The sequence below is a fragment of the Piezobacter thermophilus genome, assembly GCF_055386745.1.
Genome location: NZ_AP042380.1, coordinates 2,448,747 through 2,469,718, shown reverse-complemented (window position 1 = coordinate 2,469,718; position 20,972 = coordinate 2,448,747). Strand labels below are relative to the sequence as shown.

At 66.6% G+C, this 20,972-nt stretch carries 20 protein-coding genes; 10 read left to right on the top strand and 10 right to left on the bottom strand.

Annotated features, from left to right (window positions below):
- Window positions 1–11: 11 nt before the first annotated feature.
- From ACZ5CM_RS11910 to ACZ5CM_RS11900, 3 genes are all read right to left on the bottom strand, one after another.
- The gene (locus ACZ5CM_RS11910; RefSeq protein ID WP_464638996.1) at window positions 12–2,624 is read right to left on the bottom strand and encodes a peptidoglycan -binding protein; all 2,613 of its coding nucleotides are present in this window, start codon (window positions 2,622–2,624) and stop codon (window positions 12–14) included.
- A gap of 3 nt (window positions 2,625–2,627) precedes the next feature.
- Entirely contained in the window at window positions 2,628–3,833 is a 1,206-nt protein-coding gene (locus tag ACZ5CM_RS11905) for a biopolymer transporter ExbB (RefSeq protein ID WP_464638995.1), read from the bottom strand.
- A 71-nt stretch (window positions 3,834–3,904) separates the two neighbouring features.
- Window positions 3,905–4,435 carry a gamma-glutamylcyclotransferase gene (locus ACZ5CM_RS11900; protein ID WP_464638994.1) on the bottom strand — a complete coding sequence of 177 codons (531 nt, stop codon included), beginning with the start codon at window positions 4,433–4,435 and terminating at the stop codon, window positions 3,905–3,907.
- Between the two features lie 65 nt (window positions 4,436–4,500).
- On the opposite strand from ACZ5CM_RS11900, the gene ACZ5CM_RS11895 reads away from it, so the two are divergent.
- Complete coding sequence (locus ACZ5CM_RS11895) at window positions 4,501–5,502, top strand: DUF2125 domain-containing protein (RefSeq protein ID WP_464638993.1); 1,002 nt, start codon at window positions 4,501–4,503, stop codon at window positions 5,500–5,502.
- A gap of 36 nt (window positions 5,503–5,538) precedes the next feature.
- Here the strand turns inward: ACZ5CM_RS11895 and ACZ5CM_RS11890 are convergent, their stop codons facing one another.
- The 3 genes from ACZ5CM_RS11890 to gloB all read right to left on the bottom strand — a co-directional run bounded on the left by ACZ5CM_RS11890 (window position 5,539) and on the right by gloB (window position 9,894).
- A complete protein-coding gene (locus tag ACZ5CM_RS11890) occupies window positions 5,539–6,522 on the bottom strand; it encodes a M23 family metallopeptidase (protein WP_464638992.1) in 984 nt (327 codons plus the stop codon).
- Window positions 6,522–8,843, bottom strand: coding sequence for an ATP-dependent Clp protease ATP-binding subunit ClpA (gene clpA / locus ACZ5CM_RS11885; protein ID WP_464638991.1), 2,322 nt, complete (start codon window positions 8,841–8,843; stop codon window positions 6,522–6,524). Before clpA ends, ACZ5CM_RS11890 begins: the two co-directional genes overlap by 1 nt.
- A 283-nt stretch (window positions 8,844–9,126) precedes the next feature.
- Window positions 9,127–9,894 carry a hydroxyacylglutathione hydrolase gene (gene gloB, locus ACZ5CM_RS11880; RefSeq protein ID WP_464638990.1) on the bottom strand — a complete coding sequence of 256 codons (768 nt, stop codon included), beginning with the start codon at window positions 9,892–9,894 and terminating at the stop codon, window positions 9,127–9,129.
- Between the two features lie 63 nt (window positions 9,895–9,957).
- Between gloB and ACZ5CM_RS11875 the strand changes: the two genes are divergently transcribed.
- The 7 genes from ACZ5CM_RS11875 to ACZ5CM_RS11845 all read left to right on the top strand — a co-directional run bounded on the left by ACZ5CM_RS11875 (window position 9,958) and on the right by ACZ5CM_RS11845 (window position 16,373).
- On the top strand, window positions 9,958–10,689 hold the full coding sequence (locus tag ACZ5CM_RS11875; RefSeq protein WP_464638989.1) for a methyltransferase domain-containing protein: 732 nt from the start codon (window positions 9,958–9,960) through the stop codon (window positions 10,687–10,689).
- A 332-nt stretch (window positions 10,690–11,021) separates the two neighbouring features.
- Window positions 11,022–11,582: a F0F1 ATP synthase subunit delta gene (locus ACZ5CM_RS11870; RefSeq protein ID WP_464638988.1), complete on the top strand. Its 561-nt coding sequence runs from the start codon at window positions 11,022–11,024 to the stop codon at window positions 11,580–11,582.
- The gene (atpA, locus tag ACZ5CM_RS11865; RefSeq protein ID WP_464638987.1) at window positions 11,583–13,121 is read left to right on the top strand and encodes a F0F1 ATP synthase subunit alpha; all 1,539 of its coding nucleotides are present in this window, start codon (window positions 11,583–11,585) and stop codon (window positions 13,119–13,121) included.
- A 12-nt stretch (window positions 13,122–13,133) separates the two neighbouring features.
- Window positions 13,134–13,997, top strand: a complete 864-nt coding sequence (locus ACZ5CM_RS11860; RefSeq protein WP_464638986.1) for a F0F1 ATP synthase subunit gamma — start codon at window positions 13,134–13,136, stop codon at window positions 13,995–13,997.
- 22 nt (window positions 13,998–14,019) lie between these two features.
- A complete protein-coding gene (gene atpD / locus ACZ5CM_RS11855; protein WP_464638985.1) occupies window positions 14,020–15,444 on the top strand; it encodes a F0F1 ATP synthase subunit beta in 1,425 nt (474 codons plus the stop codon).
- A gap of 11 nt (window positions 15,445–15,455) precedes the next feature.
- On the top strand, window positions 15,456–15,872 hold the full coding sequence (locus tag ACZ5CM_RS11850) for a F0F1 ATP synthase subunit epsilon (protein ID WP_464638984.1): 417 nt from the start codon (window positions 15,456–15,458) through the stop codon (window positions 15,870–15,872).
- A 150-nt stretch (window positions 15,873–16,022) separates the two neighbouring features.
- Window positions 16,023–16,373 (top strand): H-type lectin domain-containing protein, encoded by a 351-nt coding sequence (locus ACZ5CM_RS11845; protein WP_464638983.1) that lies wholly within the window; start codon window positions 16,023–16,025, stop codon window positions 16,371–16,373.
- A gap of 47 nt (window positions 16,374–16,420) precedes the next feature.
- On the opposite strand, the gene ACZ5CM_RS11840 is transcribed toward ACZ5CM_RS11845, so the two are convergent.
- A complete protein-coding gene (locus tag ACZ5CM_RS11840) occupies window positions 16,421–17,440 on the bottom strand; it encodes a ribose-phosphate pyrophosphokinase (RefSeq protein WP_464638982.1) in 1,020 nt (339 codons plus the stop codon).
- A 108-nt stretch (window positions 17,441–17,548) separates the two neighbouring features.
- On the opposite strand from ACZ5CM_RS11840, the gene ACZ5CM_RS11835 reads away from it, so the two are divergent.
- Both ACZ5CM_RS11835 and ACZ5CM_RS11830 read left to right on the top strand, forming a co-directional pair.
- Complete coding sequence (locus tag ACZ5CM_RS11835) at window positions 17,549–18,151, top strand: DsbA family protein (RefSeq protein ID WP_464638981.1); 603 nt, start codon at window positions 17,549–17,551, stop codon at window positions 18,149–18,151.
- A gap of 75 nt (window positions 18,152–18,226) precedes the next feature.
- Window positions 18,227–18,964: a DsbA family protein gene (locus tag ACZ5CM_RS11830; RefSeq protein ID WP_464638980.1), complete on the top strand. Its 738-nt coding sequence runs from the start codon at window positions 18,227–18,229 to the stop codon at window positions 18,962–18,964.
- A 61-nt stretch (window positions 18,965–19,025) separates the two neighbouring features.
- Here ACZ5CM_RS11830 and ACZ5CM_RS11825 read toward each other — a convergent pair whose 3' ends face one another.
- The 3 genes from ACZ5CM_RS11825 to ACZ5CM_RS11815 all read right to left on the bottom strand — a co-directional run bounded on the left by ACZ5CM_RS11825 (window position 19,026) and on the right by ACZ5CM_RS11815 (window position 20,603).
- Window positions 19,026–19,505 carry a rhodanese-like domain-containing protein gene (locus ACZ5CM_RS11825; RefSeq protein WP_464638979.1) on the bottom strand — a complete coding sequence of 160 codons (480 nt, stop codon included), beginning with the start codon at window positions 19,503–19,505 and terminating at the stop codon, window positions 19,026–19,028.
- A 144-nt stretch (window positions 19,506–19,649) separates the two neighbouring features.
- Window positions 19,650–20,270, bottom strand: a complete 621-nt coding sequence (locus tag ACZ5CM_RS11820; protein ID WP_464638978.1) for a c-type cytochrome — start codon at window positions 20,268–20,270, stop codon at window positions 19,650–19,652.
- Between the two features lie 48 nt (window positions 20,271–20,318).
- Window positions 20,319–20,603, bottom strand: coding sequence for a hypothetical protein (locus ACZ5CM_RS11815; RefSeq protein WP_464638977.1), 285 nt, complete (start codon window positions 20,601–20,603; stop codon window positions 20,319–20,321).
- Window positions 20,604–20,972: the final 369 nt, after the last annotated feature.

Sequence of the window (20,972 nt, the reverse complement as noted above, 5' to 3'; positions counted from 1 at the left end):
GTTGACGCGCATCAGCGCTCGGTCAGTTTCAGCTCGATCCGACGGTTTTTCGCCCGCGCCTCGGGCGTGTCGCGCGGGTCGATGGGGCGGAATTCGCCGAACCCGTTGGCCGAAAGCCGGTTCGGCGGGATGCCCAGGTGCTCGACCATGTAGCGCACCACCGACAGTGCCCGGCCCTGGCTGAGCTCCCAGTTGTCGGCGTATTTCGGATGCCCCACCAGCGGCGTGTCGTCGGTATGCCCGTCCACCCGGATGATCCAGTCGATCTCGGGCGGGATGTCCTTCGCGATCTTCTTGAGAATCTCGGCCACCTTGGCAATCTCGGCCCTGCCCTCGGGCGAAAGATCGGCGCTGCCCGGCGCGAACAGCACCTCCGAGGCAAACACGAACCGGTCGCCGTCGATCCGCACGCCCTCCTGGTTGCCCAGAAGTTCGCGCAGCCGCCCGAAGAATTCCGAGCGATACTTCTCAAGCTGCCGGGCCCTGGCCTCGAGCGTCCTGGCCTCCTCGGCCAGTTTCTTCGCCTCCGCCTCCAGCCGCTTGCGCTCGGCCTCTTCCAGAAGCCGCCGCTTGCGCTCCTCCGAGGCCGCCCGGGCCAGCGCGGCATTGAGATCCTTGCCCAGGTTTTCCAGCTGCACCCGGGCCGCCGCGTCGCGTTCCTTGTAGTCGTCCAGAAGCGCCTGGAGGCTGGACAGCTGGCTGCGCAGCTCGGCAACCTGCTGGTTGAGCAGCGCAGTCTGCCGCTGCGCCTCGGTCGATTGCTCCTGTTCCTTCGCCAGCGTCTCGCGCGCCTTGGCCAGGAGGATCTCGCGCTGCTCGGCAAGGCTGAGCTGCTCGGCTGCCTTCCTTTCAGCCGCGTCGCGGGCAGCCAGCGCCGCCATGAGCTGCGCCCGCAACGCATCCTGATCGGCCGCGGCCGCTTGCGCCTTCTCGAGCGATTCCAGTGCCTTGAGCAGCCGCGCCTCGACCGATGCCCGATCCTCGGCGGTGGATTGCGCGGCCTCGCGTGCCGCCGCCAGATCGGATCGCGCCTGCGCCAGCTGCGTCTCCAGCGCCGCAATCCGGGCCGCCGTCTCGGCGCGGGCTTGCGCCAGTTCCTCGTTCAGTGCCGCCCGGGCGGCGTCAGCTTCCATTCTTGCCCGGGCAAGCTCCGTCTCGAGCGCGGCCTGCGCCGTGCGCGCCTTTTCCCTCTCCTGCGCCAGCGCATCACGCAGTGCCGCCAGTTGCGCCTGCGCCGCGCTCTGCTGCCGGGCAAGCCTGGCTTCCAGAGAGCGGCGGATTTCGGCGTTTTCGGCCTGCAGCCGGGCAAGTTCGTCCTGATATTGCGATTGCGTCTGGATGTTCTGTGCCCGCAGCCGTGACAGGGCGCTTTCCAGTGCCGCGCGCGCCTCGGCCGATGTCTTCTGCGAGTCGGCCAACCGGGCACGCAATGCCTTTTCACTTGCGGCAAAGCGCGCGCGTTCACGCGCGATCTGCGCCTGAAGCTCGTTGCGGGTGGCTTCCGCCCGTTCCTGCGCGGCCGCCAGTTCGGCACTCAGCGCAGCGCGGGTCTGCGCGGCCTGCGCGCGGATGCGGTCCAGTTCGGCCTCGAGCGCGCCAACGCGCTCCTTCTCGGCTGCCTGCGTGACCTGCATCTGCGCCAGCACCCGGGTCAGCCGCTCGGCCAGTTCATCGCGGGATCTGGCCTGCGCCTGTGCCTCGGAAACCCGGGCCAGCGCATCGGCAAGTTTTGCATCCAGGTCCTTCTTTGCCGCCTCGGCCGCGGCTAGAAGGGTAAGCGTGTCCTCGGCCTCCTTCCGCTGCTTTTCAAGCGCCAGCGTCATCGCGGTCAGTTCGGCGTCGGCCTCCTCCAGCTTCTTCCGCAACGCCTTCGCGGCCTCGGCCTCGGCCAGGCGCGCGGCCTCTTCGTCGCTCAGCTTCTTTTCCAGCTCGGCCACCCGGTTGCCCAGACTGTCGGCCCGGGCGGTCTCCTGCGCGTTCTGTTTCCGAAGATCCTCGACCAGTGCTTCCAGCGCCTCGCGCCGGGCGGCGGCAAGGCGGGCAGCCTCGGCCTGGGCGTCGATCTCGTCGCGGCTTTGCGCCAGCGCAAGGTTGAGCCGCTCCTGCTCGGACAGCAGTTCGGCCTGCCGCTGCTCCAGTTCGCTTCGCTTCGCCTCGAGAGTCGCGATGCTTTCCCGGGCCGCATCGCGATCGGCCAGAAGGGCGGCAACCTGCGCCTCGAAGGCGGTGATCTTGCTGCGGGCCTCTTCCAGCGCGGCGCTTTGCTGGTCGCGTTCGGCACTCAGCCGGGCGATCAGGGCGGATTTGCTCTCCAGCTCGGCCCGGGCCGCGTCCAGATCCGTGCGGGTATCGTTCAGCGTGGCATTCAGCGCCCCCATGCGGGCCTGCAACTGGCGGCTCTTGCGCTCTTCCACCCCCAGCGCCCGGGCCAGCGCCGCCACTTCGTTCGAAAGCGCGTCCAGCTTGTCCTTCTGCCCGGTGATGGTTTCGCGCAGGACGAACTGCACCACCATGAAGATGGTCAGGACGAACATCAGAACCAGCAGAAGCCCGGTCATCGCATCGACGAAGCCCGGCCAGATCGATGCCTGGAAGCGCTGCCCGGTGCGACGCGACAGGGCCATGGCCTAGTCTCCTGCCGGTTCGGCCCGGCCGGTCCCCGCAGCGCGCGCCCCCGGCTGGCCGCCGCGCGGGGCGGTCAGCGCGTGAACGAGGATCTCGATATCCTTGCGCAGCTCGGCAAGGCTCTCCTGCCGGCCGGCCGAGATCTCTTCGAGAATCCGCAGCATCTGCACGTCGATCGAGCGCAGTCGCATCCGGCTTTCGGCATCCATGCCCTCGCCCGGACCGTTGCGGCGAAGCTGCTCCACCAGCGCCTCCTGGCCCAGCGCCACGCGCTCCAGCGCCGCGGCCACACCGTCCGACCGGTCGAGGCGCGCGTTCATCTGCCCGATGGCCTCGACCAGGTCGCCCAGCTTGCGATCGACCGTGGCGCGGCTGGCGTTGCCCTCGGCGAACATCGCCTGCAAGGCGGCCATCTGTTCGGTCATGTGATCGATCACTGCGGCAATGGCGCCGGCCTCGGCGCCGCCCTCGTCGCCCGAGGACAGGCTGACGCGGGTGATCGAGGACAGCCATTCCTCGAGTTCGCGGTAGAACCGGTTCTGCCCGTGCCCGGCGAAGAGCTCCAGCAGCCCCACGATCAGCGACCCGGCCAGCCCCAGAAGCGACGAGGCAAAGGCCACGCCCATGCCGCCAAGCTGCGATTCAAGCCCTGTCATCAGCCGGTTGAAGATGTCGATGCCCTGTTCGCCCTCGCGCGGAGCGAGGCTGCGGATGGTGTCCACCACCGCCGGAACCGTGGTCGCCAGCCCGTAGAACGTGCCCAGAAGGCCGAGGAAGATCAGCAGGTTGGCGATGTAGCGGGTGATCTCGCGGTCTTCGTCGATCCGCTGCGCGACCGAATCGAGGATCGACCGGGCCGAGGACGACCCCAGTTGCATCCGCGCCCCGCGCGAGCGCAGAAGCGAGGCCATCGGCGCCAGCAGCCGGGGCGGGCGGGCGCCGTCATCGGCCTCGCCGGCGGCGAAGCGTTCGATCCAGCGCACCGATCCCATGAGCTGAAACACCTGCCAGAAACAGGCCAGCACCCCGATCACGAAAACGAAGACGATGAAGCCGTTGAGATAGGGGTTGGCCTCGAACACCGGCAGCACCCGGGGCAGGGCGACGAAGGCGCCGAACACGGCCATGCCCAGAGACACCACCATGAGGAAGATCTGGCGGATGGGTCTTGAAAACTGCGGCCGCGTTTCGCTGTCTGGGTGGGCCATTCGGCAGGGTTCCCGGCACTTTCACTGCTCGGGGCCGAACTTACAGGGAAATGATCCGCAAGGCCAAGGCTTTATGGCAGCAGCGCTCGAACCCGGCGGGCCAGCCACTCCAGGTCCGGATCGGCCAGCCCGATTTCGGCCAGGTGACGGGCGGTGTTGAACAGGTATTCGCTGTTGGGGCCGCGCCCGCCACGGGCGCGGGCGATGATCCGCGCCTGCTCTTCCAGCGGCAGCCCGCCGCAATACTGAACATGCGCGGGGTCGATCACATAGGTCAGCGCCGTAACCTGCCCGCCCCCTTCAAGCCGCACCTCCAGCCTGCGTTCGAGATAGGCCGATGAGATCAGCTCGCGTTCGCGCAGCGCGGCAAGGGTCTGTTCCTCATGCCCCTCGGCCACCGCCAGCGCCAGCCCCCGGCAGGCGGCGCCCGCCAGCTGGTCGAGCGCCAGCACCAGCCCCGGCGACTCGCTTGTCCCGCGGTGGTGGATGGAGCGCATGCAGAACGACCGGTGCCAGCCCTCCAGCGTCGCCACCGCGCGCCGGGCCACAGGAAAGCCCGGATCCCATAGAAGCGAACCATATCCGAAAACCCACATCGTCATGGCGCTGGTCCTTGCCCGTTTGCGCCTGTAAACACCATGCGGGGCAAAGGGGAAAGGGCCGGGGCATGATGCGGCTGCTGAAAATCCTGATCGCGCTGGGCTTGATCTGGTCGGCCTGGTGGTATGCGGCGGGCTACGGGCTGCGGCGCGGCATTTCGGACTGGTTTGCCGCCCAGGCCGCCCGCGGCTGGCAGGCCGATTACGCGTCGCTTTCGACCTCGGGCTACCCGCTGCGCCACATCAACCTGCTGACCGGTCCGGCGCTGGCCGACCCGGCCACCGGCGCTGCGTGGCAGGCGGACTGGATCAGCCTTGAAAGCCCCGCCATCTGGCCGGGGCGGCAGACGCTGCGCTTTGCCCCCACGGCGCAGCGCCTGTCCTGGTTCGACCGGCACCTGGTGATCACCGCCGCGCAGATGCGCGCCGATCTGAACCTGCGCCCGGGCCTCTCGCTGGGGGTGGAGCGGATGGTGCTGACCTCCGGGCCGTGGCGGATCGAGGCGGGGGGCGGAGATCTTCTGGCCGGGCAGTCGCTGGTGCTGTCCATGGTGCAGGGCGAGGACCCGGCCACCTATCGCTACCGGGTCGAGGCGGACGGGTTCATGCCGGGCAGGGCGATCCGCCGGCTGGCGCGCGCCACCGAAGGCCTGCCGGAGCGGTTCGAGACGATGGAACTGGATGCGCAGGTCGTGTTCGACCGGCCCTGGGACCGCCGGGCGCTGGAAGAGCGCCGCCCGCAGCCGGTTTCGGTGGACCTGAAGCTGGCCGAGCTGCGCTGGGGCGAATTGCGGTTGATGGCGGCGGGCAGGGTCACGGTGGACGGGCAGGGGATTCCCTCCGGCGCGATCACCGTCAAGGCCGAGAACTGGCGGCAGATGCTGGCGATGGCGCAGGCGGCCGGAAGGCTGTCGCCCGATGCCGCCGCTTCGGCCGAGCGTGCCCTGGGCTTTCTGGCCGGTATGGGCGGCAACCCGCGCGCCATCGACGTGCAACTGAACCTGCGCGACGGCTTCATCGCGCTGGGGCCGATCCCGATCGGCCCGGCGCCGCGGCTGATACTGCGCTGATCGGCGCGTGCGGGGGATGCGGCAGGGTGGCGGCGGTCACTCCACCGTTGCCAGCACGTGCTGGCGGTCGAGTTCGCGCCCGTCGCGCATCATCACCACGGTGCCGGTATATGTCCCCGCCGGCCAGCGCGCGGCCCGCAGCCGCTTGCCCACGGCGCGGAAGAACTGGGCCTGATCCTTTTCCAGCAGGACGTTCTGCGACAGCACTTGGCCCTCGGGACCGTCGATCCGCATCTCGATCACGTCGCCGCGCTTGCCGTCGAAGGCATAGGTGAACAGCACCAGCGCCCCGGCCACCGGCGCCAGCGAACGGCGCGCAGCCGAGCCGGCCTTGACCTCTTCGTACTCGGGAACGCGGGTGGAAAAGCCCGAATAGATCAGCCCGCCGGGCACATAGCCGGGATTCTGGTCCTCCTGCCACAGGGCCTTGCCGTTTTGTCCGCAGCCGGCAAGGGGCGAGGAGACATCGAAGGGATCGACCAGCCTGCCGTCGTGCCGCACGCTCAGATGCACATGCGGAAACTGGGCCTTGCCGCTCATCCCGACCAGGCCCAGCGTGTCGCCGCGGTTCACCCTCTCGCCCTTCTTCACCGTGACCGAGCCGCGGCGCATGTGGCAATACTGCGTCTCCCACCCGTTCTCATGGCGGATCAGGACGCCGTTGCCACATTCGCGGCCCTTGACCCGCTCGGCATTTGCCGCCGACCAGGCCACGTCCTCCATCCCGTCGCGGGTGGCCACCACGACGCCGGGGGCCGAGGCGAAGACGCGTACCCCGCGGATCATGTCGGCGATGGTGTGGATGCCGATATCGGTGCCCTTGTGGCCGTCATAGGTGGCCGTGCCACAGCGAAAATCCCGCGCCCCCGGGCCGGGGTCGCGGTCCACGTAATGCTGGATGAAGCAGTCCTCGCCCACCGTGCAGTCAAGCGGAAGCCCCAGTTCCGGCCCTTCGCCCCCGGCCGTGGCGGTCACGGCCGAGGCAACCAGAACCGCTGCGGCGAGGAGCGCGCCGCGCATCAGTCCGCGGTCAGAAGCGGCGGCTTGCTGCTGGACAGGCGCGGCTTGCCCGGACCCTCGATCCTGAGTTCGAGCTCGCCGTCCTTGACGCCCACCTTGACGACGCCGCCCTTGGCGAGCTTGCCGAACAGCAGTTCCTCGGCCAGCGGCTTCTTGATGTGCTCCTGGATGACCCGGCCCAAGGGGCGCGCGCCCATCTTGTCGTCATAGCCGCGCTCGGCAATCCATTCCGCCGCCGGACGGGTCAGCTCGATATGGACGTTGCGGTCCATCAGCTGCGCCTCGAGCTGCAGAACGAACTTCTCGACCACCTGGAGGATCACCTCCTTCGGCAGCGGCGAGAAGGAAATCACCGCGTCCAGACGGTTGCGGAATTCCGGGGTGAACAGGCGCTCCACCGCCGCGGTATCCTCGCCTTCGCGCCGGTCGCGGCCAAAGCCGATCGCGGCCCTTGCCTGTTCGGCGGCACCGGCGTTCGAGGTCATGATCAGCACCACGTTGCGGAAATTGACCGTGCGCCCGTTGTGATCGGTCAGCTCGCCATGGTCCATCACCTGCAGCAGGATGTTGTAGACATCCGGGTGCGCCTTCTCGATTTCGTCCAGAAGCAGCACGCAATGCGGGTGCTGGTCCACGCCGTCGGTCAACTGGCCGCCCTGGTCGAAACCCACATAGCCCGGAGGCGCGCCGATCAGGCGGGAAACCGCGTGTTTCTCCATGTATTCGGACATGTCGAAGCGCAGCAGTTCCACCCCCAGCAGCTCGGCCAGCTGCTTGGCCACCTCGGTCTTGCCGACGCCGGTGGGGCCGGTGAACAGGTAGTTGCCGATCGGCTTTTCGGGCTCGCGCAGGCCGGCGCGGGCCAGCTTGATCGCCGAGGACAGCGCCTCGATGGCCTGATCCTGGCCGAAGACCACGCGCTTGAGCGAGGATTCGAGATCCTTGAGCACCTCGGCATCGTCCTTGCTGACGTTCTTGGGCGGAATGCGGGCGATCTTGGCCACCACGGCCTCGATCTCGCGCACGCCGATGGTCTTGCGCCGGCGGGCCGCCACCACCAGATGCTGCGCCGCGCCGGCCTCGTCGATCACGTCGATGGCCTTGTCGGGAAGCTTGCGGTCGTTGATGTAGCGCGCCGACAGCTCGACTGCGGTCTTGATAGCGTCGGCGGTATAGCGCACGCCGTGATGCTCTTCGAAATAGGGCTTGAGCCCCTTGAGGATCTTCACCGAGTCCTCGACCGAGGGTTCGTTGATGTCGATCTTCTGGAACCGGCGGCTGAGCGCCCGGTCCTTCTCGAAATGCTGGCGGAACTCCTTGTAGGTGGTGCTGCCCATGGTGCGCAGCTTGCCGCCCTGCAGGGCCGGTTTCAGCAGGTTCGAGGCATCCATCGCCCCGCCCGAGGTGGCACCGGCACCGATCACGGTGTGGATCTCGTCGATGAACAGCACCGCGTCGGGGTGGTTTTCCAGCTCGGTCACCACCGCCTTCAGCCGTTCCTCGAAATCGCCGCGATAGCGGGTGCCGGCCAGCAGCGCGCCCATGTCGAGCGCGTAGATCGTGGTCCTGGACAGAACCTCGGGCACGTCGCCATTGACGATGCGGTGCGCCAGCCCCTCGGCGATGGCGGTCTTGCCGACGCCGGGATCCCCCACCAGAAGCGGGTTGTTCTTGCGCCGCCGGCACAGCACCTGGATGCAGCGTTCCACCTCCGAATCGCGGCCGATCAGCGGGTCGATCCCGCCTTCGCGCGCCTTGTCGTTGAGGTTGACGCAGAACTTGGCCAGGGCGCTGTCCTTCTGTTCGGCCTCGGCCTCGGTCCGGTTGCCGGACTCGGCATCGTCGGCGCCGGTTACCGGGCGCGCTTCGCCATAGGCGGGGTTCTTGGCCACGCCATGGGCGATGAAATTCACCGCGTCATAGCGGGTCATGTCCTGTTCCTGAAGGAAATAGGCCGCGTTCGATTCCCGCTCGGCGAAGATCGCCACCAGCACGTTGGCACCGGTCACCTCGGTCCGGCCCGAGCTTTGCACATGGATCGCGGCACGCTGGATCACCCGCTGGAAGGCGGCGGTCGGCACCGCCTCGGAGCCGTCGATGTCGGTCACCAGGTTGGACAGGTCATCCTCGATGAATTCCGACAGCGTGCCCCGCAATTCGTCCAGATCGACATTGCAGGCCCGCATCACGCGTACCGCGTCGGGTTCGTCCAGCAGTGCCAGCAGCAGATGCTCCAGCGTTGCGAATTCGTGACGCCGTTCGTTCGCCAGCGCAAGCGCGGCGTGGATGGCCTGTTCCAGAGTGCTCGAGAATGAAGGCACGCGGGTGCTCCTTGGGTATTGGGTCGGATGGAGAGCGAACCGGGTGAAACCCCGCCCGGGCCGTTCCCCGGACCAACCATGTTCTTTACATTATTAGAGTTTGGTTGATACGGCCCGCTCTTCAAGGGTTTTCTTTCAATTCAAGGTCACAAATTGTTTGAGCGTTGCCGGGACGTCCACCCGGAAAGGCCCGCAGGCGGACGCCCGGCGGGTCGGTCGCGACGGGTATGTCGCGGCGGGAAGGATGCCTCACCCGGCCTGTCGGCGGGGCGTGCGAAAGCGGTCAGAACGCGTCCTTGCGCCGGCGGATCTCGGCGAAGACCTCCCAGTCTTCGGCGCCCTCCATGCCCAGCGCCGCCTTCACCTCGGGGCGGGAGGCGCGCAGGAAGGGGTTGGTGGCCATCTCTTCCTCCAGCGTCGGGCCCATGGTGTCGTCGCCGCGCTTGCGGGCAGCCTCGATCCGTTTCACGCGTTCGATCAGCGCCGGGTTGTCGGGCTCGATGGTCAGGGCGAAGCGGGCATTGGCAAGGGTGTATTCGTGACCGGAGTAGATGCGGGTTTCGGGGGGCAGCTCCATGAAGCGGCTGAGGGTGTCCCACATGGTCCGGGCGTCGCCCTCGAACAGGCGCCCGCAGCCCATGACCATCAGGCTGTCGCCGGTGAACAGCGCGTTGCCGTCGGGGAAGTGATAGGCCACATGGCCGGTGGTGTGGCCGGCGGCGTCATGGACGTGGATGGTCTGGAACCCCAGCGCGAAGGCGTCGCCGTCGCCGACGGCCAGAGCCAGTTTCGGCAGCCGGTGGGCGTCGGCGCGGGCGCCGACCACCGGCACCTCGACGGCGCGGGTCAGCAGGTCGAGATCCTGCACGTGATCGGGGTGGTGATGGGTCAGCAGTACCATGTTCAGCCCCCATCCCCGGAAGGACAGCGTGCGCAGGATGGGGGCGGCTTCGGGGGCGTCGATCACCGCCACCTCGCCGGTTTCGGTATCCTGTACCGCGTAGGCGTAATTGTCGCTCAGGCAGGGGATGGTGACGATTTCGAGAGGCATGGCCTTTCATCCTTCGGCTGTTACACTGCGCCTCGAACCTGACCCATCGGACGGACCTTCGCAATGCATCTCGACGTGCAGGATCTGCGCAATTTCTATTATCGCAGCACGCTGGGGCGGGCGGCGCAGGTGTCGATCCGTGCGCGGATGCAGCAGCTCTGGCCCGAGGCCAAGGGGCAGACGGTGCTGGGATACGGTTTCGCCGTGCCGCTGCTGCGGCCCTTTCTCGCGCAGGCGCGCCGGGTGATGGCGCTGATGCCGGGGCCGCAGGGGGTGATGCCCTGGCCGGCCGGGGCGGCCAACGTCTCGGTCCTGTGCGAGGAGACGCTGTGGCCGGTCGAGACGGGGCATGTGGACAAGCTGGTGCTGATGCACGGGCTGGAAACCTCCGAGCGCGTCTCGGAGCTGCTGGACGAGTGCCGCCGGGTGCTGGGGCCGGGGGGCAAGGCGCTGTTCGTGGTGCCCAACCGCGCCGGGCTTTGGTCGCGCAGCGATGCGACGCCCTTCGGCTATGGTCGCCCCTACACGCTGCGTCAGCTCGAGGCGCAGCTGATCCAGCACCAGTTCCTGCCCGAACGCCACTGTGCCGCGCTCTACCAGATGCCGTCGGATCGGCGGTTCTGGCTTCGTGCCGGGCCGCTGTTCGAACGGATCGGGGCGCGGCTGCCCACGGTGCTGGCCGGAGGGGTGTTCCTGGTCGAGGCCGGCAAGCGCGTGCTGCCGCCGCAGGGAACGCTGGTGGGCAAGGTGCAGCGCGCGCCCAAGGTCCTGGAAGGTGTGGCCCGCCCGGCCTGACGGGGGCAGGGGCAGAGCGGTTTCCCGCAAGCGTGGGCCGCGATCGCCGTTCTTGAGAGGGGGCGAAGCGCGGCCGAGGAATCGCCGAAATTTGCGAAATGCCCGCATTTTTCGACCCCGATTTGGCGTCCAAAGGGTCGCAGTTTTGGCAAGCCATTGAAAATGCGCGATGTTCCCGCGAAAGTGATTGCGCTATCGCATGTTGCGGCACAGGGGCCGCTCTGCTACATCCCCCCTGATTTTCGTGCCCTGCCTTCCGGCGGGGCTTCGTCACGCCCCCGGGGTGGTTGACTAGCGCGACCGGGCCGGGGCCAGAAATCGGAAGGGTGGACGTGTCCGAACCAGCTTCGATCTCCGCAGGCATCGCCGCGCGCTATGCCACCGCGATCTTCGAGATCGCGCAAGAGAACAATGACCTCGATGGTCTGGAAAAGAGCCTCAACGATCTGGGTGCCGCCCTGGCCGAAAGCGCCGACCTGCGTACCCTGATCCATTCGCCCCTGATCTCGCGTGCCGATCAGGAGGCTGCCATCGCCGCCATCGCCGAAAGGATGGGGCTGGCGCCGGTGATGAAGAACGCACTTGCCCTGATGGCGGAAAAGCGCCGCCTGTTCGTGCTGCCGCAGCTGATCGTCGCCCTGCGCGCCCGGCTGGCCGAGGAGCGCAACGAGATCACCGCCGAGGTGGTAAGCGCCAAGGCGCTGACCAAGGCGCAGACCGAAAAGCTTGCCAAGGTGCTGTCGGCGCGCGTGGGCAAGACCGTCAACGTGAATGCGGCCGTCGATGAAGATCTGATCGGCGGTCTTGTCGTCAAGGTGGGCTCGAAGATGATCGACACGTCGATCCGCTCGCGCCTCAATTCCCTCCAGAATGCAATGAAAGAGGTCGGATAAATGGGTATCCAAGCTGCAGAGATTTCTGCAATCCTGAAGGACCAGATCAAGAATTTCGGTCAGGAAGCCGAAGTTGCGGAAATCGGCCGCGTGCTCAGCGTCGGTGACGGCATTGCCCGGGTTTACGGCCTCGACAACGTGCAGGCCGGCGAGATGGTCGAGTTTCCCGGCGGCATCATGGGGATGGCGCTGAACCTTGAAAGCGACAATGTGGGTGTCGTGATCTTCGGCTCGGACCAGCACATCAAGGAAGGCGATATCGTCAAGCGCACCAACTCGATCGTGGACGTGCCGGCCGGCGACGCCCTGCTGGGCCGGGTCGTGGACGCGCTGGGCAACCCGATCGACGGCAAGGGCCCGATCGAGGCGACCGAGCGCCGCGTGGCCGACGTCAAGGCGCCGGGCATCATCCCCCGCAAGTCGGTGCACGAGCCGATGGCCACGGGGCTGAAATCGGTTGACGCCATGATCCCGATCGGCCGCGGCCAGCGGGAACTGATCATCGGTGACCGCCAGACCGGCAAGACCGCGGTGGCGCTGGACACGATCCTCAACCAGAAGGTCTACAACGACGCCGCCGGCGACGACGAGAGCAAGAAGCTCTACTGTGTCTATGTGGCCATCGGCCAGAAGCGCTCGACCGTGGCGCAGCTGGTGAAGAAGCTGGAAGAAAACGGCGCCATGGAATATTCCATCGTGGTTGCCGCGACCGCCTCGGAACCGGCGCCGCTGCAGTTCCTCGCGCCCTATTCGGCCACCGCGATGGCGGAATATTTCCGCGACAACGGCCGTCACGCGCTGATCATCTATGACGACCTTTCCAAGCAGGCCGTGAGCTATCGCCAGATGTCGCTGCTGCTGCGCCGCCCGCCGGGGCGCGAGGCCTATCCGGGCGACGTGTTCTACCTGCACTCGCGCCTGCTGGAGCGCTCGGCCAAGCTGAACGAGGATTTCGGCGCCGGCTCGCTCACCGCGCTGCCGATCATCGAGACCCAGGGTGGCGACGTGTCGGCCTTCATCCCGACCAACGTGATCTCGATCACCGACGGCCAGATCTTCCTGGAGACCGAGCTGTTCTACCAGGGCATCCGTCCGGCCGTGAACACCGGCCTGTCGGTGTCGCGGGTCGGCTCTTCGGCCCAGACCAAGGCGATGAAGTCGGTCGCGGGCTCGGTCAAGCTGGAACTGGCACAGTATCGCGAAATGGCTGCCTTCGCGCAGTTCGGCTCGGACCTCGACGCCGCCACCCAGGCGCTGCTCAACCGCGGCGCGCGGCTGACCGAGCTGATGAAGCAGCCGCAGTATTCGCCGCTGACCAATGCCGAGATCGTCTGCGTCATCTTCGCCGGCATCAAGGGCTATCTCGACAAGATCGAGGTCAAGGATGTGAACCGCTTCGAAACCGGGCTGGTGGCGTTCCTGCGCTCAAAGCATCAGGAGCTGCTGGACTGGATCACCACCGAAGATCCCAAGATCGAAGGTGAGGCCGAGAAAAGGGTGCGCGCAGCAATCGACGAATACGCCGCCGATTTCGCGTAAGGGGTTCGGACCATGCCAAGTCTGAAGGACCTCAAGAACAGGATCGAGTCGGTCAAATCGACCCGCAAGATCACCAAAGCCATGCAGATGGTGGCCGCGGCGAAGCTTCGCCGCGCCCAGGAGGCTGCCGAGGAATCACGCCCCTACACGGAACGCTTCAACGCGGTTCTGGCGGCGCTGGCGGCCTCGGTCGGCGAAGGCGGGCCGAAACTGCTGGCCGGGACCGGTAGCGACCAGGTTCACCTGCTGGTCGTGATGACTGCCGAACGCGGGCTGTGCGGCGGGTTCAACTCGAACATCGCCCGCCTGGCCAAGCAGCGCATCGCCCAGTTGCAGGCGCAGGGGAAGACCGTGAAGATCCTGACCGTCGGCAAGAAGGGCCGCGATCAGCTCAAGCGGGAATATGGCGAGTTGTTCGTGGGCCACGTGGATCTGACCGAGGTCAAGCGCGTGGGCTACAGGGACGCCCAGGGCATCGCCCGGGACATCCTGTCCCGTTTCGACGCCGGCGAATTCGACGTGGCCACGATCTTCTTCTCGAAGTTCGTCAACGTGGTGACGCAGGAGCCGACGGCGCTGCAGATCATCCCGGCCTCGGTCGAGGCGGGGGGGGATGCGGGCACGGTCTATGATTTCGAGCCCGACGAGGACGCGATCCTGGCCGAGCTGCTGCCGCGCGGCGTGGCCACGCAGATATTCAGCGCGCTGCTGGAAAACGGTGCGTCCGAGCAGGGGGCGCGGATGTCCGCCATGGACAACGCCACCCGCAACGCGGGCGAGATGATCGACAAGCTGACGATCCAGTTCAACCGCTCGCGTCAGGCCGTGATCACCAACGAGCTGATTGAAATCATTTCCGGCGCCGAGGCGCTGTAAGAGACAACCGGAGACGAAACAGATGGCAAAAGCAAAAGGCAAAATCACTCAGGTGATCGGCGCCGTGGTGGACGTTCAGTTCGACGACGAGCTGCCGGAAATCCTGAACGCCCTGACCACCGACAACCACGGCAAGCGGCTGGTTCTCGAAGTGGCCCAGCACCTGGGCGAAAACACCGTTCGTACCATCGCGATGGACGCGACCGAGGGCCTCGTCCGCGGTCAGGAAGTCGAGGATACCGGCGCTCCGATCTCGGTCCCGGTGGGCGACGCCACGCTGGGGCGGATCCTGAACGTGGTCGGCGAGCCGGTGGACGAAAAGGGCCCGGTCGATGCCTCCGAAACCCGCGCCATCCACCAGCCGGCGCCGGAATTCGTCGAACAGTCCACCGAAAGCGAAATCCTGGTCACCGGCATCAAGGTGGTTGACCTGCTGGCACCCTACTCGAAGGGCGGCAAGATTGGCCTGTTCGGCGGCGCCGGGGTGGGCAAGACGGTTCTGATCATGGAGTTGATCAACAACATCGCCAAGGTGCACTCGGGCTATTCGGTGTTTGCCGGCGTGGGCGAGCGCACCCGCGAGGGCAACGACCTCTATCACGAGATGATCGAATCGGGGGTCATCAACCCCGACAACCTGTCCGAATCCCAGGTGGCGCTGGTCTATGGCCAGATGAACGAGCCTCCGGGGGCGCGGGCCCGCGTGGCGCTGACCGGCCTGACGCTTGCCGAGCAGTTCCGCGATCAGTCGGGCACGGACGTGCTGTTCTTCGTGGACAACATCTTCCGCTTCACCCAGGCCGGTTCCGAGGTATCCGCACTTCTCGGCCGGATCCCCTCGGCGGTGGGCTACCAGCCGACGCTTGCCACCGACATGGGCGCCCTGCAGGAGCGGATCACCTCGACCAAGGCGGGCTCGATCACCTCGGTGCAGGCCATCTACGTGCCCGCCGACGACCTCACCGACCCCGCACCCGCGACCTCGTTCGCGCACCTCGACGCGACGACGGTGCTCAGCCGGGCGATTTCGGAGCTGGGCATCTACCCGGCGGTGGACCCGCTCGATTCGACCTCGCGGATCCTCGATCCGGCGATCGTCGGCGAAGAGCATTACCAGGTCGCGCGCGACGTGCAGGGGATCCTGCAGCGCTACAAGTCGCTGCAGGACATCATCGCCATCCTCGGCATGGACGAACTGAGCGAAGAGGACAAGCTGGTCGTGGCCCGCGCCCGGAAGATCCAGCGCTTCCTGTCGCAGCCCTTCGACGTGGCGCAGGTGTTCACCGGCTCGCCCGGCGTGCAGGTGCCGCTTGAGGAAACCATCAAGTCGTTCAAGGCCGTGGTCGCCGGCGAATACGACCACCTGCCAGAGGCTGCCTTCTACATGGTCGGCGGCATCGAGGACGTGATCGCCAAGGCCGAGCGCATGGCCGCCGAAGCCGCCTGAGGAGCCCCCTGATGGCAGACAGCATGCAATTCGACCTCGTCAGCCCGGAGCGCAGCCTTGCTTCGCTCCAGGCCAGCGCGGTCCTGATCCCCGGTGTGGAAGGGGACATGACGGTCATGCCCGATCATGCCCCCCTCATCACCACCCTGCGCCCGGGCATCGTCCGGGTCGAAGGGCCCGAGGGGACGTCGGAATATGTCGTCACCAGCGGCTTTGCCGAGATCCGCGCTGACAGCCTGTCGGTGCTGGCGGAAAAGGCGATTCCGGTGGACGAGATGACCCGCGCCCATCTGGACGAGATGGTGGCCGAGGCTCGCGCCCGCTACGAGGCGGCGCAGCAGGCCACCGGCGAGCAGCCCAACCTAGTGGACGATGCCGCCAAGCTTCTGGCGGACATGGAGGCTCTGGGCGACCATATCCGCATCTAGATCGGGCCGGCCGCGACCCGGCCGAGCAGAGAAACGCGACCGGCTCCTGCAAGACAGGGGCCGGTTTTGCTTTGACATGTTCCGCCAAGGTTGTTCTTCTGCCGTAACGTCACCCGGAGAAACCGGGCAGATCGACCTTCAGGGGCGGGAATGAAGGAACTCAGAAGTCACCTCATCGGCGTGGATCAGGGGGATGTGGCGCTGTTCTCGGATTTCGAGGATGGCGGCGAGATGTGGATCGGCGAGGGCCCGCGCGAGCGGCGCCGATTGATCCGTTTTTCCCGGCCCTTCCTGCGCCCGCCGGCGGTTCATCTTGGCGTTTCGCTGTGGGATGTGGACACGGCCTCGGCCATGCGGGCCGAGATTGTGAGCGAGAACATCACCGAACAGGCCTTCGAGATCGTCTTTCGCACCTGGCTGGACACGCATGTGGCCAGGGTCCGGGTGGCGTGGATGGCGATCGGCGAACTGGCCAGCGACGACGACTGGGACGTGCGCTGACCGAAGCTGCCCGGGGGCCCGGTGAATGCGATCAGGCGCGATACGCTCTACAGGGGGGAGTAGAAGGATTCGTAGATCGGAACGAGGGTCTCGTCGCTGAACAGAGACGAGACACTGGTGCCGTTCCAGATGTTCAGGATCGCCTGAGCGAACAGCGGTGCGGTGGGCACGATGCGGATATTCGCCGCGTTCTGCACTGCCGGGGTGGGCTGGATGGAATCGGTCAGGACCAGCGATTTCATGACCGAGTCCGTGACCCGCTCGACCGCAGGGCCGCTCATCACGCCATGGGTGATATAGGCGTGCACTTCCCTGGCGCCGCTTTCCATCAGCACCTGGGCCGCCTTGCACAGGGTTCCGGCGGTGTCGCAGATGTCGTCCACGATCAGGCAGGTGCGACCTTCGACATTGCCGATCACGGTCATTTCGGCCACCTCGCCCGGCTTTTCGCGGCGCTTGTCCACGATGGCCAGGGGCGACCCGGTGCGCTTGGCCAGTTCGCGCGCCCGCGCGACGCCGCCCACGTCGGGCGACACGACCATGAGTTCGTCCATCCGGTCCTTGAAATTGGTCTTGATGTCCAGCGCAAAGACCGGCGAGGCATAGAGGTTGTCCACGGGGATGTCGAAGAATCCCTGGATCTGCGTGGCGTGCAGGTCCAGCGTCAGGACCCGCTCGATCCCGGCGCCGGTCAGCATGTTGGCCACCAGCTTGGCGGTGATCGGCGTGCGCGCCCGTGCCCGCCGGTCCTGGCGGGCATAGCCGAAATAGGGGATTACCGCGGTGATGCGCCGGGCCGAGGAGCGGCGCAGCGCGTCGGTCATCACCAGCAGCTCCATCAGGTTGTCATTGGCCGGGTTCGAGGTCGGCTGGATGATGAACATGTCCTCGCCGCGCACGTTCTCGAACACTTCGACGAAGATCTCGCCGTCGTTGAAGCGTTCGACCCGGGCATCCACGAGGCCCACGGTCACGCCGCGATGAATGGACATGCGCCGGGCGATGGCGCGGGCCAAAGGCAGATTTGCGTTCCCAGCAATGAGCTTGGGTTCGTTGCGAGACGGCATTTTCAGATTTTCCCCGGGGCAGCGATCACAAGGTGACAGATTCGTGATGTTGACACCGCTTAACACGGGCTTACGGTCACGCAAAGGTGCCGGGAGGAGAAAAAGTGCATGGCCGATATCGACTACTTCTTTGCGACGATTTCGCCATATACCTATCTGGCGGCGACGCGGCTTGAAGAGATCGCGGCGCGGCACGGGGCGACCATCGCCTACAAGCCGGTGGATCTGCTGGCGGTCTTTGCCCGTACGGGCGGCGTGCCGCCCGATCAGCGGGCGTCGGCCCGGCAGGAATACCGCCTCCAGGAATTGCGGCGGCAGGCGCGCAAGGCCGGTCTGCCGCTCAATCCCGCGCCGCGTCACTGGCCGACCAACCCGGCGCCCTCCTCCTATGCGGTCATTGCCGCGGCGAATGCCGGCGGCGGCGACATGGGGCGGCTGGTACACGCGCTGACCCGGGCCTGCTGGGCCGAGGACCGGGACGTGGCCGACGATGCGGTGATCCGCGCCTGTCTGGAGGAGGCGGGATTCGATCCGTCGCTTGCCGACAGCGGGCTTCTGGTCGGGGCCGAAACCTATGCCGCCAACACCGAAGAAGCGGTTGCCCGAGGGGCCTTCGGTGCGCCATTCTATATCGTCAATGCGGATGACGAGCGGTTCTGGGGACAGGACCGGCTCGACGATCTCGACGCCCATCTGGCGGCGCGGGGCTGATCTGCGCAACATTCCGGCCATGCCCCCGGCGGTTGCGCGCAGGGGGCGGGGCCGAAGCACTGAGAGGGAACTGAAATGAAACGAATCCTGCGGATCTGCCTCGCCCTGGTTCTTCTGGCGAGTGCGCCGGTGGCGATGGCGAAGGAAATGACCGAAGCCGAGGTCAAGCGCCTTGCGCTCGAGGCGATACTGGAGAACCCGGACATCATCATGCAGGCGGTGGCGATTCTCCAGCAGCGCGAGGAACAGGCCAAGGCACAGGCCGCGAGGGACGTGTTGACCAAGCAGCGCGACCGCCTGACCCATGATCCGAACGCGCCGGTGCTTGGCAACCCCGACGGTGACGTGACGGTGGTGGAGTTCTTCGACTACAACTGCCCCTATTGCCGCCGGGCCGCCCCCGACGTGAAGACGCTGGTGGGGCAGGACGGCAACATCCGCCTGGTTTACCGCGAGTGGCCGATCCTCGGCGAAGGCTCGGTCTTTGCCGCGCGTGCTGCGTTGGCCGCGCGCAAGCAGGGCAAGTACGAGGAATTCCACTGGGCGATGATGGAACTGCGCGGCCGCGCCAACGAGGCCAGCGTGATGAAGATCGCGGCCCGGCTGGGCATGGACCTGGAGCAGCTGCGCGCCGACATGAAATCGCCCGAGGTCGACGAGCACATCGCCACCTCGATGCAGCTTGCGCAGCAGCTCGGATTCCAGGGCACGCCGTCCTTCGTGATCGGCTCGGCGCTGGCGCCGGGGATCATACCGCTCGACGAGATGAAGCGGCTGGTGCGCGAGGCGCGCAAGACCGACAAGACCGAATAGCGGCAGGGCGCATCATTCTCTGCTGTCGTCGGGCGGCGGTGCCCCGCCTTCGGGGGGCGCGTCAGTGGGCGGTGAAGTCCGCAGGCATTGCCTCCAGCGCCTCTTCGGGGGGAACCATCGGCAGGCCGGCGGCCTTCCAGCCCGGCCCGGCGGCCGAGCCCATCACCCCTTCGCGCACGTCGATGACGTTGGCCACGCCGTTGCGCCTGAGCGCCGACAGGACATAGGCGCTGCGCCCTCCGGTGGCGCAGATCAGGCCGATGGTCCGGTCCGGGTTGTTGCCGATCACCTTCGAGATGTAGAGCCCGAAGTTCCGGTCATAGAGATTGATCGGCCAAGCGCCCTCGGGCACGCCGGTGTCGCGCCATTCCTCGGGCGTGCGCAGATCCACGAGGATCAGCTCTCCGCTTTTTGCGGCTTCCCACGCCCGGCGCGCGCTCCAGACGTCTTCGCCGGCCAGCGAGGGTAGCGGCAGGACCAGAAGGATCAGGAGGATCGGAAGGCGCAGGGCCAGGGGCGGGCAGGGCAGGCGGCGCATCATGTTCTCCGTGCGGTGTCGTCTCCTGCTACATATGTTGCGCGCGGCCTTCGGAAAAGCCGGAGACGGGATATTGCGCGCATCCGTCGCGAAGGAAAATCGGCGCGCCCCGGAGGGGACGCGCCGATCGGGTTCCTGCGAAGGGGGTCAGTTCACCTTCTCGTCGTGATTGCCCGCCTCGCCATCGCCATCGCCGTCGCCGTGCCCGCCGGCGCCGCCATCGGCATGGCCGATTTCTTCCTCATGCGCTTCCATGGCCTTCATGCCGCCATGTTCGTGGTTCATCGCCGCCATCTGCTCTTCGCTCAGCAGGTCGTCGGTGAACTTGTGCTGCTGCTGGTCGTCATGGAGGAAGGCGATGATGTCGGACAGCTCGTCGCCGGTGAACTCGATCTGTTCGCCCAGCGCCTCTTCTTGCGCCGGGATCATGATCGAGGCCATCCGCCACATGCGCGCGGCCAGTTCGAACGGGTTCATCACCTCGTCCATGTCGTGGGCGTCCAGCGCGGCCGCATCATGCCCGCCGACGCCGTTGACCGCGTGGCAGGTGTAGCACCCCTTGCCGATGAAGAGGTCCATGCCGCGGGCGCTGTTCATGTTGGGCAGCAGCAGCCGGGTGACCTCGGGGCCGTGATTGTCGCCATCGGCCACGGTTTCTTCCTTGGCGGCCGTTTCGTCATGGCCTTCCGAGGCAAAGGCGGGGAGGGTGACGGCAGAGGCAATCAGCCCTGCCAGTGCGGCAAGCCGCAGGGAATTGATGGTATTCATGGTTTTCGTCCAGTTCCAGAGAGATGCAGAGTGGTCGGTTTGAACGTGTCAGCCGACGAAGATCGGAACCGGGGAAGTGGGGGCGGGATGCCAGAGGTCTGTCAGGTGAAGCTGCGTCACCGGCTGGCGTTCGGCCGAAAGGTCCAGCGTCTGCCATGTATCGGGCGCGGCGATTGCCGCGACCGAGCAGCTTTCCACCGGGCCGCATTCATGGCCGTGGCCCGGCTCGGCCGGGCCGTGATCGGCGACGACGGCCTCGTGTCCGACCGGCGTGATGTCGCCGATCGCGTCCAGGCCGGGGGCGATCGCCGCCATGACGATCGCCAGTGCCATGAAAAGCCGGCGAACGAGCAGTGCCGCAGTTTTCATCATGCCAGTCACGACCTGCGTGGTCCGGAGATTCGTTTCGTCGCAAGCCGGATACGCCCTGTGGAGCCGCGAAAAATTGACGAAGGTCAAGTCGGGGGCGGAAGGTGCCGGGCTGCGCCAAAACACCGCGCCCGGCGCGGGCAGGAGCGTGGATGGCGGGGGCGCCGGTCGGTCATTTTTGTATCCGATTGTAACAAATCGCGCGCTTGCGACAGTCCGATACAACTTGATCCGGGGGAGGGGTGGAAATCGGGCAGGAGCGGTTCCCATATCACCGGCAGGACAACCGGGCCGATCGGCACCCCTTCGGCTTCGAACGCAACAAGGAGCATC

Coding starts and splice junctions, on each gene's coding strand:
- ACZ5CM_RS11830 (WP_464638980.1), top strand. CDS start 18,227: ATGAAACGAATCCTGCGGATCTGCCTCGCCCTGGTTCTTCTGGCGAGT.
- ACZ5CM_RS11875 (WP_464638989.1), top strand. CDS start 9,958: ATGCATCTCGACGTGCAGGATCTGCGCAATTTCTATTATCGCAGCACG.
- gloB (WP_464638990.1), bottom strand. CDS start 9,894: ATGCCTCTCGAAATCGTCACCATCCCCTGCCTGAGCGACAATTACGCC.
- ACZ5CM_RS11820 (WP_464638978.1), bottom strand. CDS start 20,270: ATGAATACCATCAATTCCCTGCGGCTTGCCGCACTGGCAGGGCTGATT.
- ACZ5CM_RS11845 (WP_464638983.1), top strand. CDS start 16,023: ATGAAGGAACTCAGAAGTCACCTCATCGGCGTGGATCAGGGGGATGTG.
- ACZ5CM_RS11860 (WP_464638986.1), top strand. CDS start 13,134: ATGCCAAGTCTGAAGGACCTCAAGAACAGGATCGAGTCGGTCAAATCG.
- ACZ5CM_RS11910 (WP_464638996.1), bottom strand. CDS start 2,624: ATGGCCCTGTCGCGTCGCACCGGGCAGCGCTTCCAGGCATCGATCTGG.
- ACZ5CM_RS11815 (WP_464638977.1), bottom strand. CDS start 20,603: ATGGCACTGGCGATCGTCATGGCGGCGATCGCCCCCGGCCTGGACGCG.
- ACZ5CM_RS11895 (WP_464638993.1), top strand. CDS start 4,501: ATGATGCGGCTGCTGAAAATCCTGATCGCGCTGGGCTTGATCTGGTCG.
- ACZ5CM_RS11850 (WP_464638984.1), top strand. CDS start 15,456: ATGGCAGACAGCATGCAATTCGACCTCGTCAGCCCGGAGCGCAGCCTT.
- ACZ5CM_RS11840 (WP_464638982.1), bottom strand. CDS start 17,440: ATGCCGTCTCGCAACGAACCCAAGCTCATTGCTGGGAACGCAAATCTG.
- ACZ5CM_RS11900 (WP_464638994.1), bottom strand. CDS start 4,435: ATGACGATGTGGGTTTTCGGATATGGTTCGCTTCTATGGGATCCGGGC.
- ACZ5CM_RS11835 (WP_464638981.1), top strand. CDS start 17,549: ATGGCCGATATCGACTACTTCTTTGCGACGATTTCGCCATATACCTAT.
- atpA (WP_464638987.1), top strand. CDS start 11,583: ATGGGTATCCAAGCTGCAGAGATTTCTGCAATCCTGAAGGACCAGATC.
- atpD (WP_464638985.1), top strand. CDS start 14,020: ATGGCAAAAGCAAAAGGCAAAATCACTCAGGTGATCGGCGCCGTGGTG.
- ACZ5CM_RS11890 (WP_464638992.1), bottom strand. CDS start 6,522: ATGCGCGGCGCGCTCCTCGCCGCAGCGGTTCTGGTTGCCTCGGCCGTG.
- ACZ5CM_RS11825 (WP_464638979.1), bottom strand. CDS start 19,505: ATGATGCGCCGCCTGCCCTGCCCGCCCCTGGCCCTGCGCCTTCCGATC.
- ACZ5CM_RS11905 (WP_464638995.1), bottom strand. CDS start 3,833: ATGGCCCACCCAGACAGCGAAACGCGGCCGCAGTTTTCAAGACCCATC.